This is a genomic window from Mesorhizobium bavaricum, from assembly GCF_056781655.1.
Genome location: NZ_CM165566.1, coordinates 6708677 through 6723326 on the forward strand (window position 1 = coordinate 6708677; position 14650 = coordinate 6723326).

A 14650-nucleotide genomic window follows, 5' to 3' on the forward strand; every position below is an offset into this window, starting at 1 on the left:
TTCTTACCCCGCAACGATCGGGGTTCTGAGGATGCCGATGCCCTCGGCTTCGATCTCGACGACATCGCCAGCCTTCATGAAGATCGGCGGCTTCTGGAAGATTCCGACACCGGCCGGGGTTCCCGTCGATACGATGTCGCCGGGTTCGAGCGGAATATATTGCGACAGGAAGGAAATCAGCAGCGGCAGTGAAAACAGCCAGTCCGAGGTGCTGCCGTCCTGAAGCGTCTTGCCATTTAGCCGCGTCTTCAGTGCGACATTGTCGGGATGCGGCATCGCGTCAGCCGTCACGATGCAGGGACCGATCGGAGAGAAGCCGGCAAAGTTCTTGCCGATGGTGATCTGATTGTCCTTGAACTGCACATCGCGCGCCGAAATGTCGTTGAGCAGCGTGTAGCCGAAGATCGCCGGCATCACGTCGGCTTCCCCAGCCTTGTGCAGCTTTCGTCCGATGACTGCGGAGAACTCCACCTCGTAGTCCATCTGCTCGGTCCTGACCGGCTTTTCGACCGGCACGTCGGGCCCGACTACCGAGGTCGGCAGCTTGGTGAAAAAGAATGGCTCGGTCGGCATCTTCGCGTTGGGGTTTTCCTCGGCGTGGCCCTTGTAGTTGATGCCGGAGCAGAGAACCTTGCTCGGCCGGATCGGCGCTTCGATCGTCACCTCGGTCAACGCATAGCGCGGCGCCTTGGCGACGCCACCACGGATTTGTTCCAGCATCTTTTTGCCGCCCAGCACGATCTCCATCACGCTGCCGGCGATGCCGGCCTCTGTCAGGCACGCGACCTGATCGCCGTCGAGCACGCCGGCATGATGGACATGGCCTCCCTTGCGATGGGAGAAAGTAACGAGCTTCATCTAGTCCTCCGGAATGAATACGGCCTTGTGCAGGGCCATTGGATTTTCTGCGAGTTTCTGGAAGACGTCGGGCGCCTCGCCGAGTGCGAAAGAACTTGCGATCTTCGGGTAGTGGATCTTGCCGGAGGCGAGCAGGGCCAAGGCCTCGGGAAAACAGTCGACCGATGCACGCGAGCCGAGGATCGTCACTTCCTTGCGGGTGAAGTCCAGGCCGGGGAAGGTGATCCCCTGACCCTTCTTGACCAGGCCGAGGATGACGATGCGTCCACCGGCGGCGACGAGATCGATGGTCTGTTCCATCGCCGGCGCGGCTCCCGTCGCTTCCATCACCACCGGCATTCCCTCGCCATTGGTGATTTCGTGCACACGTTCCAGAAGGCCGGCGCCACCGGCGACCGGTATGGCGCCGAGGTCGGCGGCTGTGGACAAGCGCTCGGCCGAGAGATCGGTGGCGTAGACCTTTGCGCCTGCGGCGCGAGCCACTTCGACGATCGCTAGCCCGATCGGCCCGGCGCCAAGCACCAGCAAATTATCTTCAGAAGTGACCATGCCGCGGCGACAGCCCTGGACGCCGATGGCCACCGGTTCTGCGAAAGCCGCCTCGAAGTCGGTGAGCGTCTCCGGCACAAGGTTGAGGTTCTGCGCCGGCGCCGTCACGAAATCGGCGAAGCCGCCCTCGCGATGAACGCCGACAATGGTGAGGTTGGCGCAGCAGTTGCGTTTGCCGATCCTGCATGGGTAACAATGCCCGCAGCCGATGAACGGATCGACGACGACACGTGTGCCGATTGCTGGGCCGGTGGTATCGGGACCATAGGCTTCGACGACGCCGGCGATCTCGTGACAGCCGATACGGGGATAGGTCACGTAGGGGTTCTTGCCGGTGTAGATGTAGAGGTCGCCGGCGCACAGGCCGGCAGCTTTGATGCGAACCAGCACCTCTCCCATTCGTGGCTCCGGCTTCGGTGCTTCGGCCATGCGGATCGAAAGGGGTGCGTCGAAGATCGCCGCGCGCATGTCGTCAGGCCGCCTTGGCTGGTCGCACGACCTTGCCGTCGCGGTCGAATTCGATCCAGTCGCCGGCATGCAGCAAATAGGGGTCGGCAATCGCTTCGCCGCGCGCCTTGGCTTCGCGATGGTGCCTCATATATTCGGCGACGTCCTTGTCGCCATCGAGTTTGATGTAGTGACAGGGCAGCACCGTCTCGAGGCCAAGCCATTGCGTGGCAAGCACGCCTTCATACGGGCTCATCTCGCCGGTCAGCATTTCGCCCGGCATCGGGTTGAGATGCAGGATCTCCTGTGGATTGGCGATGCCGATGCAGCCGACATTCGGCTTGTAGAGCTCGGCCTGGAGCTTGAGGTCGGAGAAGATGGCGGTGTCGCCATAGTGGTAGAAGCGCAGATTGTCGTCGGCATAGACAATGAAGGCCATTGGCACGCCCGAAATGAAGGAGTTGTCCTTCAGCCTGATCTGCGACCAATGATGGCATTCGAGCGGCTGGATCTCGATGCCCGCCACCTTGACCCGGATGCCCCAGGTGGTGGCGCGGATCTGGTTGGCCGGAATGCCCCGGTCCATCAGCCAGGCCTTCACTTCGCCTCCGCAGACGACCGGACAGCCATATTTGGCGGCGATCTTGTCGGTATCGCCAAGATGGTCGAAGGCGGCATGACTGACGATGACAAGATCGACACGATCGAATTCGGTGGACTTTGTTGCCGCGCCCGGATTCTGATCCAGGAACGGATCGCACAAGATGCGCAATCCCTCGCGTGTCAGGATTTCGTAGGCGGCAACGCCGTGAAAACGCATGCGAGTGGTGGGGAAAGCCATGGTCAATGCGCCTTCTTTCTATCAATGAGCAAGGGCAGGCTAGCAAAACCGCGCCGATCGCCTCTGGTCTTCCAGCGTGGCGCTACCGCAGGATCGAGGGCAAGGCGAATTCCGGCCTCGATCAGAGCCTCCAACGTCACCGCGAATTCCATGCGAGCGACGCCGGCGCCGGCGCAGAGATGTGGCCCTGCGCCAAAGGTGAGATGCCTGTTCGGCTTTCGATCCAGCCGCAATTCGTCTGGCCCGTCGAATACGGTCGGATCGCGGTTGGCTGAGCCGAAGCCCAGTGCGACGATGTCGCCGGCCCGCAGCCGGCGTTCATGCACAAACAGATCACGCGCGGCGTTGCGGCCGAAAATCTGGATTGGCGAGGAAAAACGCAGGAATTCCTCGACTGCCGTCGGTACTAGTGCCGGCTCGGCGGCAAGCCGCGCCAGATCGGCCGGGTGTTCGGCGAGCCAGTGCAGCATCACCGAGAGGCCGTCGGCGGTGGTCTCGAAACCGGCGCCGAAAACCACCGTCATGAAGGATCGTATCTGGCCGTCGTCGAGACTTTCGCCCTCGATCTCGGCGGCCATCAGCATGCTGATGAAGTCGCCCGTCGGGGCGGCCCGGCGCGCCGCTATCAGCCCGTCAATATAGGCAACGAGATCGCGGCTCGCAGCCGCGCCGGCGACGGGATCGCTGACGTCGAACATTTTGGTGATCCAGCCGACCCAACTTTCGGAATCAGCCAGCGGCACGTCGGTGAAGGCGGCAAGCGAAGCGATCGCGACCGGCACGCAGAATTCAGCCACGGCATCGGCGCTTTCTTTCTCCGCCATGTGTTCGAGCATCGAGGCAGCGAGCTTCCCGATACGCGGCGTGATTTCCGCGACCCGTTCCGGCGTGAACACCGGATTGACGAGGGCGCGGTAGCGAGAATGACGCGGCGGATCGATCTCGATCGGCAGCATCGGTGCGGTGCGTGGGGTGATGACCGGAATAGCGGTAACGCCTGCGACGCTCGACGTATAGTCGCGCCAGTTGATGGCGCCGGCCCGCACATCCTCGTAGCGGGTCATAAGCCAGAAGCCGCCATGCTTGTTGGAGCGGGCGATCGGACACTCCAGGCGCAGCCGGTCATATGCGGTGAACGGGTCGCGGACGAACGCCGGATCGTGGATGTCCACATCCTCCGGAATCTGCGGTTCGCTCATTGCTGCGGTGTTCGACATGGTTTCGGTCTTGCCAGATGACGTTTGAATTGGCCGTCCGGCGGCGGGGAGATAACGCCGCCGGACGCTGCTTGAGCCTTGATCCAAGACTCCGCGATGTCTGCGTTCAGCCTACTTCACATTCAGAGCGGTCAGCACCTTGTCGACATTGTCCTTGGTGATCAGGATGACGCCGGTATCGAGCGAGTCCGGGATCGGACGGCCGCCGTCTTTCGACGAGAGGCCGGCCGACTTCAACGTGTTGGTGTTGTAGTCGTGCAGCAGCTTGACCGCGTAATAGATGAAGAGCTCGCGATTCTGCACGACGATGCCGTCGACCCAGCCTTCCTTTGCCGATTTGAAGAAGTCCGGCGTCTGCTCCATCGCGGTCACCTTGATGTCACCGGGATTCTTGCCGGCTTCACGCAGTGCCGTGACGATGCCGGCACCAGATTCGGAATCAAAACCGGCGAGGCCGGCGATGTCTGGATGGGCAGCCAGAATCGCCGCCGTCACCTGCGCCGCCTTCTGTGCGTCGCCACCGTCATCCTCATTGGCGACGATCGTGTATTTGCCACCGCCATTGGCTTCGACATAGGCTTTGAAGCCGGCCACCGCTTCGCGCATGTTGCCGGCGTTGATGATCGACATCGAGGCGACCTTGCCACCCTTCGGCAGCATTTCCATCAGCTTCTTGGCCTGGGCGACACCGACCTGCGTCCAGTTCGTGCCGATATAGGCGAGACGGCCGGAGTCCGGCAGATCGCCGTCATCGACGACCGTCGGCACGCCTTGCTCCATGCATTTCTTGACCGATTCGGTCAGCGACGGATCCCAGCCGCCGACGACGGAGACGCCGCTCGGCTTCTGCGCGCAGACCTGGTCGACAGCAGAGATGAAGCCTGGCACGTCGAAATCGGTCGGCCCGGCGACGATCACCTTGACGCCGAGCTCTTCGGCGATCCGCTTCATGCCAACATAGTCATACTGCACGAACAGCGGCAGGTTGGCCTTGTTGGAGATCCAGTAATAGGTCTCCTTCGCGTCGGCCGGCCCGAAGGATGATTCCTGTGCGCTGGCCGGAAAGGTGTAGAGCAATGCGGTGGCAGCAAGCGCTGCGCCGGAAAGTATCGTTCTCACTATCGATTTCATGCTCGTTTCCTCCTGATGTTTTTTGTATTTTCAGTTCCTGTATGTCATCCGGTTGTCCGAATGCCTCCCTCCCGTCCTCGCCTGAAATCAGGCGCGGCTGCTGGTCTTGAAACGATCGAGCGAGACGGCGAACAGCAGGACCAGACCCACCACCAGCCCTTGCCAGAACACGCCGATCGCATTGATGATCATGGCGTTCTCGATCAATGCGATGAAAAGCACGCCGAGAATGCCGCCGAGGATCGTGCCTTCGCCGCCTTTCAGGCTCGCGCCTCCGAGCACGGTGGCGGTGATGACCTTGAGTTCGATGCCGACGCCGGCGTTGACGACCGCACTGTTGAGACGCGCCGCGCCCAGCACGCCGGCAAGACCCGCCAGCGCTCCCATGATGACGAAGCCGATCAGGATGAGCCGGTCGACGCGAATGCCCGAAAGCTGGGCTGCGCGAGGATTGCCGCCGATGAAATAAAACTGCCGGAAGAAGCGCGTCCGGGCCACCAGCCAGCCGCCGACAAGCACGAGCACCAGCATCGCCCAGAACGGCGACTGGATCCTGAGCAACGGGTCGGCGGCGCGGCCATATTCGGCGAAAGCGTCGGTGATCGGCGTGACGCCAGTGCCGGCGGTGACGTAGGTCAGGCTGCGATAGATGGTGAGTGTGCCCAGGGTTGCGATCAGCGCGTTGATGCCGATGCGGGTAACGATCAAACCGTTGACCAGACCGCACAGTGCGCCAACCAGGATGCCGACCAGAACAGCAACCTCCGCCGGCCAGCCCCACCATCCGGCGACGACCGCGGCCCAGACGCCGGAGAAAGCGAGAGTCGAGCCGACCGACAGATCGAACGTGCCGCCGATCATCAGCAGCATCATGCCGCAGACAAGAATGCCGACCGGTGCGAGATTGAGCAGCACGGCCCTCATGTTGGAGGCGGTGGGGAAATTGTTCGGATAGACGATGCTCATCGCCAGCGCGAGCGCGATAACGAGCACGAAGAGCGTCAATTCCCTCGAATCGGCGAGGCGCCGCACGATACGCACGAAAAGGTTTTCGCGCCGGTGTTCGGCATTCTCGGCCATCGGTTGCGTGATCTGCATCGTCATGCCTCTGCCATTCCTGCTTCCTTGCGGACTTCAGCAACCGAAGCCGTGTATCTGGTAGCCAGCCGCAGCACCTGTTCCTCGCTTGCCCCGTCGCCTGGCAATTCGCCAACCGTCCTGCCTTCCGCCATCACGACAATGCGGTCGGCAAGCGCCAGCACCTCCGGCAGGTCCGAGGACACAACGAGCAGCGCGACGCCCTTGTCGGCGAGCGCCCGTAGAAGCCGGTAAATTTCCGATCGTGCCCCGACGTCGACGCCGCGTGTCGGTTCGTCGACGATCAGCAGGCGCGGCTCCATCGCCAGCCATTTGGCCAGAAGCACTTTCTGCTGATTGCCGCCGGAGAGATTGCCGACGATCTGGCGCACGCTCGGCGTCGCGATGCGCAGCTCGTTGACAAAATTCTTGGCCAGAGCCTCGGCCTTGCGGTTGGAGAAATTGGCGCCCGAGGAAACCTTGGAAAGAACCGTCGCGGCAACATTGTTGACGATGTCCATGCCGAGGAACAGACCCGCCGCCTTGCGGTCTTCCGGAACCATGCCGATGCCGGCGTGCTTGCCGTCCCACGGACCTCTCGGATCGATAGGCTTGCCGCCAATCCAGATCGAGCCGCCACGCCGTCGGCGTGCGCCAAAGATCGCCTCGCAGAATTCGCTGCGACCGGACCCGATCAGCCCGGCAAGGCAGACGACCTCGCCAGCGCGCACGGTGATCGATGCCGAGCGCACCAGAGGCGGTGCGTCGACGCTTTCGGCCTCGAGCACGATGTCGCCGATCTTGCGCCCTGCCGCCGCACGCGAAAAATGCACGTCGCGTCCGACCATCAGACGGATCAGTTCGTCGGTCGAGGTCTCGCTGACCATGCGTGTTCCGGCAAGCCTGCCATCCTTGAGCACGGTCACCGAATGGCAAAGCGCGAAAATCTCGGCAAGGCGGTGCGAAACGTAGATCACCGAAACGCCGTTGCTCGCCAGCCGGCGCACCACATCGAACAGTTTCTCGGTTTCGGTAAGGGTCAATGCGGCGGTCGGCTCGTCGAGGATCAAAATCCTGAGGTCGCGAGACAGCGCCTTGGCGATCTCGACGATCTGGGCCTGCGCCGGCGAAAGGGTCGACACCTTCAGTGCCGGATCGATGGCGACGCCAAGCTGTGCGATAAGCACCCTTGCACGATCGCGCATGGCTCGGACATCCACCTGGCCCAGCCATTGCGTCGGCTGCCGGCCGGCGAAGATGTTCTCGGCAACAGAAAGCTGCGGAACGAGCGAGCCTTCCTGATGCACGATGCCGATGCCGAGATCGCCCGCCGCTTTCTCGTCGAAGTCGGCGATTTCGGCGCCATCGACAAGGATGCTGCCCTGGTTGCGTGAATAGACACCGGCGACGATCTTGCCGAGGGTCGACTTGCCGGCGCCGTTTTCGCCGAGCAATGCACGGATCTCACCGCCCTCGACGCTCATCGATACGTCGTCCAGCGCCCGCACACCGGGGAAGAACTTGGAAAGGCCTTTGATTTCGAGCCGCGGCGCCATGGCCCTATTGAGCCTTAACCTGGAGGTAGTGGGCCTGCTTGGCCTGGATCATCCAGACCATCGTTTCGTTGACAGGCGTGGCCACACCGGTCTGCTTGCCTGCATCGACAATGGCACCGTTGATGACCTCGATTTCAGTCTGCCGTTTGGCTTCGACATCCTGCAGCATCGAAGCCTTGCCGCCGATCGCCTTCTCGAGCAGGCCGGTGATCGCAGCCCAGCGTTCGTCATAGTCGAGCGCGATGCCCTGGGCGTTTGCTACCGCCACGACCTCTTTGAGGATAGCAGCCATCAGCAGTTTGGCGCCATCGAAGGCGACGAGTTCGTGCGACATCAAATGCAACAGCCCGGCGACCGGCAGTGTGCAGGCATTCAGCGCCAGTTTCTTCCAGACCTCGTCCAAGATCCTGTCGGATTGTGTCGTCTCGATCTGCGCCGCACGGAAAGTCTCGATCACCCTGCCGAGGCGCTCGGTCGGCTTGCCGGTAAGCTCGCCGATATAGGTCATGCCGGAGCCGGGATGCTTGACGCGGCCGGGCGCCAGCAACGTGCCGCCATGGTAGGTCAGGCCAACCAGCACGCGGTCTTCGCCGACGATCGACGCAATGCGTGGTGCATTGCCCCAGCCATTCTGCAGGCTGAGCACGGCGGTATCCCTGGCGATCATCGGTGCTGCAGCCCGAACGGCGGCTTCGGTATGATAACATTTGACGAAATTGATGATCAGATCGACCGGCCCGACGCTTGCCGGATTGTCGCTTGCAGGCACCTTTATCACTGGCTGCGAGCCATCCTTCTCCTCGATGGTCAGCCCGATGTCGTTGATCGCCGTCACCGCCGCCTTGGAGACGTCGATCAGCGTGACGTCATTGCCGGCGCGGGCCAGATATCCACCGAATATCCCGCCCATAGCTCCGCCGCCGCCTAGAATGGCGATTTTCATGCATCTTCCTCCCTTGGCGATCGCAATCGCCGCCTCAAAAGCAAGTTGATTTGCAGGGGGCGGAGCTGCCTTGAGGGCGCCCAAACCGGTGCTAGCCGATGCTCATGGAGCCCGGCCTTGTCTTCCCGCTTTTTTTCAATCTTGTGTTTTCAGCATTGCAAGCTGTTGCATGGTTGTCAAGCATGATGGTATGAAAGGTCTATGGTCGACCCTCTTGTCATAGAACGAAAGAAACTCTTCGAGCACGTGGCAACACATCTCGAGGGACAGATCCTCTCCGGCAAACTCAAGCCCGGAGACCAGTTGCCGCCCGAGCGTGACCTGCAGTCGCGCTTCGGTGTCGGCCGCCCTGCCATTCGTGAAGCACTGATCTCGCTGCAGAAGGCCGGCCTCGTCGAACTCACCAATGGTGCTCGCGCCAAAGTCTTGATGCCGACCGCCAGCCATATTTTCACCGGCATGGCACCTGCGGTCAGGCAGATGCTGTCGACGGAATTGGGCCAGCGTTCCTTTCAGGGCGCGCGCATGTTCTTCGAGGTTGGCCTCGCCCGGGAAGCCGCCCGGACGGCGACGTCAGAAGATCTGGCCTCGTTGCGTGATGCGCTCGAAGCCAATCGGCTGGCGATCGGCGACCGTGACCGTTTCACCAGCACCGACATCGCCTTTCACTTCGAACTCGCCCGTATTGCCCGCAACCTCGTCTTCGTCGCCCTGCACGACCAGATTTCCGAATGGCTCAAGGAACAGCGCATCGTGACGCTGGCCGCCGACGGTCAGGAGCAGACGGCGTACGAGGCGCATCGCGCCATTTACGATGGGATCGTCGCGCGCGATCCCGATCGTGCCGAACAGGCGATGCGGGAGCATCTGGATCAGCTGACGACGATGTTCTGGCGCCAGCGGGCAAGCGACCACGCCGAATGAAGATCGGCGTCATCGGCGACGATTTCACCGGTTCCGGTGACATCGCCAACACGCTCGCCAAGGCCGGCGCTCGGACTGTCCAGTATGTCGGCACACCGACCGGACAGCTTGCGGACGAGATCGACGCCGCGGTCATTGCATTGAAGACGCGTTCTATCGAGGCCGGCGATGCGGTAGCGCAGTCGCTGGCGGCCTGCCGCTGGCTGGTTGCCAACGGCGCCGAGCAGATCGTCTTCAAATATTGCTCGACCTTCGATTCCACACCGCAAGGCAACATAGGTCCGGTTGCTCAAGCCCTGCTGGAGGAACTGGACGCGCCGCTGGCACTGGTTTGCCCTGCCTTTCCCGCCAACCGCCGCACGCTCTACAACGGCCACCTCTTCGTCGGCGACCACCTGCTCAGCGAGTCCGGCATGGAAAACCATCCGCTGACGCCGATGACCGACCCCGATATAAGGCGGTGGCTATCGCGCCAGACGCGACTCAAGGTCGGCCATCTTCCGCTGGAAAGTTTGCGTTCGGGCGGTGCTGAAGCCGCCTTTAATCTTGCAAAACGCAACGGCGAAAGACTTATCGTCGCCGACGCGATCACGGACGACGATCTCATCGCGCTGGGCAAGATAGCCAAGACCCATCGACTGGTCACCGGCGGCTCGGGTATCGCCATGGGCCTGCCCAGCAATTTTGGTCTCCACCCGGTGAGCGGCGATCGGCAGCGGTTCGCGGGGAACAACAGGCCTGGCTTCATCCTCTCCGGCAGCTGCTCTTCTGCGACACGCCGGCAGATTGCCGCCTATCGGAACGGGCATCCTTCGATGCAACTCGATGCCGCCGATGTGCTCGATCCGGACGCTGCCATCGCAAGCGGACTGGATTTTCTGGTCAGCCACAAGGATGCCGGCCCGCTCGTCTATTCGACTGCGGAGCCTTCCGAAGTGTCCGCGGCACAGAGCCGACATGGCCGCGAACGGTTGGCAGGATTGTTCGAGACAGTTTTCGCCGAACTCGCCGCCAAGGCGGTGGCTGCCGGCTTTCAGCGGCTCGTGGTTGCGGGTGGCGAAACCTCCGGCGCGGTCGCCTCTGCTTTCGGCGCGTCGGCGCTTGAAGTCGGTCCGGAGATCGACACCGGCGTGCCGGTGCTCGTCCTCGACGGCGAGCCGAGGCTGGCCTTGGCGCTGAAATCGGGCAATTTCGGCGCCGACGATTTTTTCGAACGTGCGCTCAATATGCTGAAAGGTGGCGCCCCATGACACTTGAAGAACAGCAGCTTCGCGAAGAATTTTGCCGCTGGGGCGAGTCCCTGTTCATGCGCGGCTACACCGCCGGCTCGTCCGGCAATCTGTCGGCTCGGCTTGCCGATGGTTTCCTTGTCACGCCGACCAATTCCTGCCTGGGTTATCTCGAACCCAGCAGACTGTCGAAGCTGGACACCCAAGGCGTGGCCGTGTCCGGTGATCCCCCGACCAAGGAGATACCCCTCCACATGGCGTTTTATGAAGCGCGGCCACAGGCGGCGGCTGTCGTGCATCTTCACTCGACTTATGCCACGGCATTGTCCTGCCTTGAAGACACAGACCCCGACGACGCAATCCCACCGATCACGCCTTATGTGGTGATGCGCGTCGGTCGCGTGCCCCTCCTGCCCTACACTCATCCGGGGTCGGCCGACGTCAGGCCGCTGGTGCTCGCCAAGGCTCATAACCATGCGGCCGTCCTTCTGGCCAATCACGGTCCGGTGGTTTCCGGACGCAGTTTCCGCGACGCTGTCTTTGCCGCGGAGGAACTAGAGGAAACAGCGAAGCTGGCGCTTCTGACCAAACATCTGCCTGTCAGGCGACTGGATGGGCGGACAGTCGCCGAGTTGGAGCAACGTCGACAAAAGTGAATGTCAACGGTGGCCCTTATTCGAAGCTGTCAGGCCCGATCATATCAGCATTTCCTCGAATACAGAGCCAGCCGACAGCCCTCGCCTACCTTATCGCCCGCCACGCCGCGATCATGGCGTCGGCGGCAATTTCGCCTTGCATGTCGTCGATCGACCAGGAAATCACCGACACCCGCATGACCTGGCGGCCGTGCCATTTGGCGCCGCCGGCAAAACAGATGCCGTCGGCCTGCAGTCGGGCAATCGTCTGCAGCGTCAGCCGGTCGGCCTCCTCGTCCGGTCGGTCGGCGCCGAAACGCACGACGAACTGATTCAGCACCACGTCGTTGGGCACGGCAATGGCGTTGTCAGCGCGCAGCTTTTCCGCCATCGCTTCCGCCACTTTGCAATGGCGAGCGACCATCGCAGCAATGCCGTCGCGACCGAGATGCTTGATCATCGCCCAGGTGGCGAAGCCGCGCGCCCGTCGTGACAGTTCGGGCACGTAATGGCTCGGGTCGCGCTCGTCCTCGAAAGTTGGCGGCAGATAGCTAGCCGCGATCGTCATGGCACGGCGATGGGCCTGTTCGTCGCGCACGATGGCGTAGCCGCAATCATAGGGTGTCTGCAGCCATTTGTGGCCGTCGCATGCCCATGAGTCTGCGGCATCCGCGCCCTCGGCCAGATGGCTGCGTTCGGGGCAGGCACGCGCCCAGAGACCAAAGGCACCGTCGACATGCACCCAGGCACCGATCCGCCGGGCGATGGGAACGATGCCCGCAAAATCGTCGAAGGCGCCGGTGTTGATCTGCCCGGCCTGCAGGATGACGATGCAAGGGCCGGAGACTTGGGCGGCTGCCACGGCAAAATCGGCCACCACAATGCGGCCATTGTCGTCTGTCTTCACACGCACGACGCGGTCATGGCCAAGGCCCAGGAACTGCAGCGCCGAGAACACCGTGGCATGGGCGTCGTCGCCAATCAGCACCGTGATCGGCGGCGCGCCGAACAGCCCCTGCGCCTCGACATCCCAGCCGATCTGCCGCAGGACTGCGCCGCGCGCCGCTGCCAGGCAGACGAAATTGGCCATAGTCGCCCCGGTAACGAAGCCGATGGAGCTTTCGCGCGGCAGGTCGAGCAGCTCGAGCAGCCAGCCGCCGGCGATCGTCTCGACGGCCGAGGCCGACGGCGTGGCGTGGTGATTGCCGGTGTTCTGACCCCAAGTGCTGGTCAGCCAATCGGCACAAACGCCGACCGAATGGGAATTGCCGCAGACCCAGGCGAAGAAGCGCGGACCTGTCATCTTGTGCAGGCCGGGCTCAGCCTTCGCGACAAGCTCGTCAACCACACCGAGCCCAGCGCTGCCCCCTTCGGGAAGCGGCTCGCGGAAACTGTCCAAGGCCTGCCGATAAGACACCAGCGGCCGTTGCGGCCCCGAGGCGATGGCGTCGCGAAAGCGGGTGGCGTGATCGGCTGCCCGCTGGAAGAGCTCGCCTGTGGAAGCCTCGCCCATGCCGCCATTCTCCATTGCGGAGGGCCGCCGGCTCTCCAGGGCCTGCAACATCGGGTCGACGATCAGGGCGTCCAGTGTCATGAGGATATCTCCTATAGCCAGTCGATGTTTGTATTTGCGCGACACGGGCGCGTAGGTGCATCGACACGCCCACGGATCCAGAAAACCTTTGAGACGCCAGTATCGTGCTTGGGCTCTGATGAATCCAATGATATCAATTCATCATCATGCTGAATGAAATCGACCTATCGCGCGCCGATCTCAATTTGCTGAAACTGTTCGAGGTGGTACTCCAGGAGCGCCATGTCGGACGGGCTGGCGATCGCCTTAGGCTGTCGCCGTCGGCGATCAGCCACGGGCTGCGCCGGCTCCGCAAGCTGCTCAACGATCCGCTCTTCCTGAAGACGCCGAAGGGGGTCGTGCCGACGCCGCGCGCGCTGCAGGTGGCCGAGCCTATCGCCAATATCTTGGCGCAGGTGCGGCGAATGGTGGTGGCGATCGAGCCGTTCCACCCCGAGACATCGAACCGGCGCTTTACCATCAGCGCCGCCGACGCGCTTTCGGCGGTGTTCCTGCCGCCACTTGTCGAGAAGCTGGCCACGGCCGCGCCCAATATCGACCTCGCGGTGCTGCAAATGCTGCCCTATCGCAAGGGTGGGCCCATCGAGCGGACCTGGCGGCCGGTTCTTGCCGAGATCGACGCCGGCCTGGTGGATATCGCCGTCGCGCCTCTGGACGACGTGCCGGCGCGCTTCACCCGGCGCGCGATGCTCAAGGAGCGTTTCGTGGTCGTGATGCACACCGGTCATCCCTTCGCCGAGCAACCGACGCTAGAACGCTACTGCACCATGCGCCATGTGGTGGTGTCGTTCACCGGCGACAGGAAGGGGCTGGTCGACGAAGCTCTGGAAGCGTGCGGCCTAGCGAGACGTGTGGTGCTGACGGTGCCCAATTACACCATGGCGCTGGCGGCGGTCGCGGAGTCCGACCTCATCGCCGCCGTGCCAGCCGTCCTGGCGGCGAGGCAGGGACCGCGCTTCGGCCTGGTCAGCACCGACCTTCCGTTGAACACTGGCCACGTCCCGATCTGCGTTATCGCCCAGAAAGCGGTGATGACGGATGCCGGCCTGACATGGATGTTCGAGCAGGTTTGCGAGGCGGTGCAGACGCACTACGCCGATCCCGTCCCAACTGCCGAACTGGCGACTACGCATCTATCAAAAGCGCCACGGGTAAGCCACAAGACCGCAATTCTGGTTGCTGCTATGCAGCCGGCTACGATTGCGATTAGACCAGAATAGTTCGTTGAACGTTCCTCAAAAACCCCGGGCTTGCGCCAGGGTTTTCGCTTCAACGCCGTTCCACTCGGTAGCCGGCTTCGATCGACCGCGCATGGCACCGTGGCGGTCAGGCCATTTTTGCCATTATCTTGGCCATGTCTGCCGCGTCGAACGCCCTCAATGTCTGAGTTCTGATGTTGCCTAGCGATGCTATTGATAGGGCTAGTGCGGTCGCAGCAATGTCGTCGTCGGCTTCGGCAATCGCCACAACATCATATTGACCAAGCGTCCACAACAGGGTGTGAACCTTGATGCCGCTTTTGCTGGCCGTCGCCTTGAAGGCCTCAGCACGCTTCTGAGTATCCTTTATGCTCTTGATACCTTGATCTGTGAAACTCGACAGCAATACGTAATAAGCCATTGGTTCCTCCCACAGTGGGAGCGGGCGGG

The 14650-nt window shown here is 62.4% G+C and carries 14 protein-coding genes; 4 read left to right on the forward strand and 10 right to left on the reverse strand.

Annotated elements, in window-relative coordinates:
• Positions 1–3 precede the first annotated feature (3 nt).
• From AC1RZR_RS32415 to AC1RZR_RS32450, 8 genes are all read right to left on the reverse strand, one after another.
• Positions 4–858: a fumarylacetoacetate hydrolase family protein gene (locus AC1RZR_RS32415; protein ID WP_477271461.1), complete on the reverse strand. Its 855-nt coding sequence runs from the start codon at positions 856–858 to the stop codon at positions 4–6.
• A complete protein-coding gene (locus tag AC1RZR_RS32420; RefSeq protein ID WP_481827174.1) occupies positions 859–1875 on the reverse strand; it encodes a zinc-binding alcohol dehydrogenase family protein in 1017 nt (338 codons plus the stop codon).
• 4 nt (positions 1876–1879) lie between these two features.
• The gene (locus AC1RZR_RS32425; protein ID WP_481827175.1) at positions 1880–2695 is read right to left on the reverse strand and encodes an MBL fold metallo-hydrolase; all 816 of its coding nucleotides are present in this window, start codon (positions 2693–2695) and stop codon (positions 1880–1882) included.
• 2 nt (positions 2696–2697) lie between these two features.
• A complete protein-coding gene (locus tag AC1RZR_RS32430; protein ID WP_481827176.1) occupies positions 2698–3894 on the reverse strand; it encodes a cytochrome P450 in 1197 nt (398 codons plus the stop codon).
• A gap of 129 nt (positions 3895–4023) precedes the next feature.
• On the reverse strand, positions 4024–5043 hold the full coding sequence (locus AC1RZR_RS32435) for a substrate-binding domain-containing protein (protein WP_184872170.1): 1020 nt from the start codon (positions 5041–5043) through the stop codon (positions 4024–4026).
• An 87-nt stretch (positions 5044–5130) separates the two neighbouring features.
• On the reverse strand, positions 5131–6147 hold the full coding sequence (locus AC1RZR_RS32440; RefSeq protein WP_379093582.1) for an ABC transporter permease: 1017 nt from the start codon (positions 6145–6147) through the stop codon (positions 5131–5133).
• Positions 6144–7676, reverse strand: coding sequence for a sugar ABC transporter ATP-binding protein (locus AC1RZR_RS32445; RefSeq protein WP_481827177.1), 1533 nt, complete (start codon positions 7674–7676; stop codon positions 6144–6146). Before AC1RZR_RS32445 ends, AC1RZR_RS32440 begins: the two co-directional genes overlap by 4 nt.
• Positions 7677–7680: 4 nt before the next feature.
• A complete protein-coding gene (locus AC1RZR_RS32450; protein WP_481827178.1) occupies positions 7681–8619 on the reverse strand; it encodes a ketopantoate reductase family protein in 939 nt (312 codons plus the stop codon).
• A 201-nt stretch (positions 8620–8820) separates the two neighbouring features.
• On the opposite strand from AC1RZR_RS32450, the gene AC1RZR_RS32455 reads away from it, so the two are divergent.
• From AC1RZR_RS32455 to otnC, 3 genes are read left to right on the forward strand one after another with little or no spacing between them, the layout of a single operon-like run.
• Complete coding sequence (locus AC1RZR_RS32455) at positions 8821–9543, forward strand: FCD domain-containing protein (protein WP_477271474.1); 723 nt, start codon at positions 8821–8823, stop codon at positions 9541–9543.
• A complete protein-coding gene (gene otnK / locus AC1RZR_RS32460; protein ID WP_481827179.1) occupies positions 9540–10793 on the forward strand; it encodes a 3-oxo-tetronate kinase in 1254 nt (417 codons plus the stop codon). The genes AC1RZR_RS32455 and otnK overlap by 4 nt, the downstream gene beginning before the upstream one ends.
• The gene (gene otnC / locus AC1RZR_RS32465; RefSeq protein WP_481827180.1) at positions 10790–11428 is read left to right on the forward strand and encodes a 3-oxo-tetronate 4-phosphate decarboxylase; all 639 of its coding nucleotides are present in this window, start codon (positions 10790–10792) and stop codon (positions 11426–11428) included. Before otnK ends, otnC begins: the two co-directional genes overlap by 4 nt.
• 85 nt (positions 11429–11513) lie before the next feature.
• On the opposite strand, the gene AC1RZR_RS32470 is transcribed toward otnC, so the two are convergent.
• Positions 11514–12920, reverse strand: a complete 1407-nt coding sequence (locus tag AC1RZR_RS32470) for a pyridoxal phosphate-dependent decarboxylase family protein (protein ID WP_481829171.1) — start codon at positions 12918–12920, stop codon at positions 11514–11516.
• Between the two features lie 266 nt (positions 12921–13186).
• On the opposite strand from AC1RZR_RS32470, the gene AC1RZR_RS32475 reads away from it, so the two are divergent.
• Complete coding sequence (locus AC1RZR_RS32475) at positions 13187–14221, forward strand: LysR family transcriptional regulator (protein WP_481827181.1); 1035 nt, start codon at positions 13187–13189, stop codon at positions 14219–14221.
• 106 nt (positions 14222–14327) lie between these two features.
• Here AC1RZR_RS32475 and AC1RZR_RS32480 read toward each other — a convergent pair whose 3' ends face one another.
• Positions 14328–14621: a GYD domain-containing protein gene (locus AC1RZR_RS32480; protein ID WP_481827182.1), complete on the reverse strand. Its 294-nt coding sequence runs from the start codon at positions 14619–14621 to the stop codon at positions 14328–14330.
• Positions 14622–14650 lie beyond the last annotated feature (29 nt).

Excerpts from the sequence above, each read along its gene's own strand:
- AC1RZR_RS32480 (WP_481827182.1), bottom strand. The coding sequence starts at position 14,621 with ATGGCTTATTACGTATTGCTGTCGAGTTTCACAGATCAAGGTATCAAG.
- AC1RZR_RS32450 (WP_481827178.1), bottom strand. The coding sequence starts at position 8,619 with ATGAAAATCGCCATTCTAGGCGGCGGCGGAGCTATGGGCGGGATATTC.
- AC1RZR_RS32440 (WP_379093582.1), bottom strand. The coding sequence starts at position 6,147 with ATGACGATGCAGATCACGCAACCGATGGCCGAGAATGCCGAACACCGG.
- AC1RZR_RS32470 (WP_481829171.1), bottom strand. The coding sequence starts at position 12,920 with ATGGGCGAGGCTTCCACAGGCGAGCTCTTCCAGCGGGCAGCCGATCAC.
- AC1RZR_RS32425 (WP_481827175.1), bottom strand. The coding sequence starts at position 2,695 with ATGGCTTTCCCCACCACTCGCATGCGTTTTCACGGCGTTGCCGCCTAC.
- AC1RZR_RS32435 (WP_184872170.1), bottom strand. The coding sequence starts at position 5,043 with ATGAAATCGATAGTGAGAACGATACTTTCCGGCGCAGCGCTTGCTGCC.
- AC1RZR_RS32420 (WP_481827174.1), bottom strand. The coding sequence starts at position 1,875 with ATGCGCGCGGCGATCTTCGACGCACCCCTTTCGATCCGCATGGCCGAA.
- AC1RZR_RS32445 (WP_481827177.1), bottom strand. The coding sequence starts at position 7,676 with ATGGCGCCGCGGCTCGAAATCAAAGGCCTTTCCAAGTTCTTCCCCGGT.
- AC1RZR_RS32415 (WP_477271461.1), bottom strand. The coding sequence starts at position 858 with ATGAAGCTCGTTACTTTCTCCCATCGCAAGGGAGGCCATGTCCATCAT.
- AC1RZR_RS32430 (WP_481827176.1), bottom strand. The coding sequence starts at position 3,894 with ATGAGCGAACCGCAGATTCCGGAGGATGTGGACATCCACGATCCGGCG.
- otnC (WP_481827180.1), top strand. The coding sequence starts at position 10,790 with ATGACACTTGAAGAACAGCAGCTTCGCGAAGAATTTTGCCGCTGGGGC.
- otnK (WP_481827179.1), top strand. The coding sequence starts at position 9,540 with ATGAAGATCGGCGTCATCGGCGACGATTTCACCGGTTCCGGTGACATC.
- AC1RZR_RS32455 (WP_477271474.1), top strand. The coding sequence starts at position 8,821 with ATGGTCGACCCTCTTGTCATAGAACGAAAGAAACTCTTCGAGCACGTG.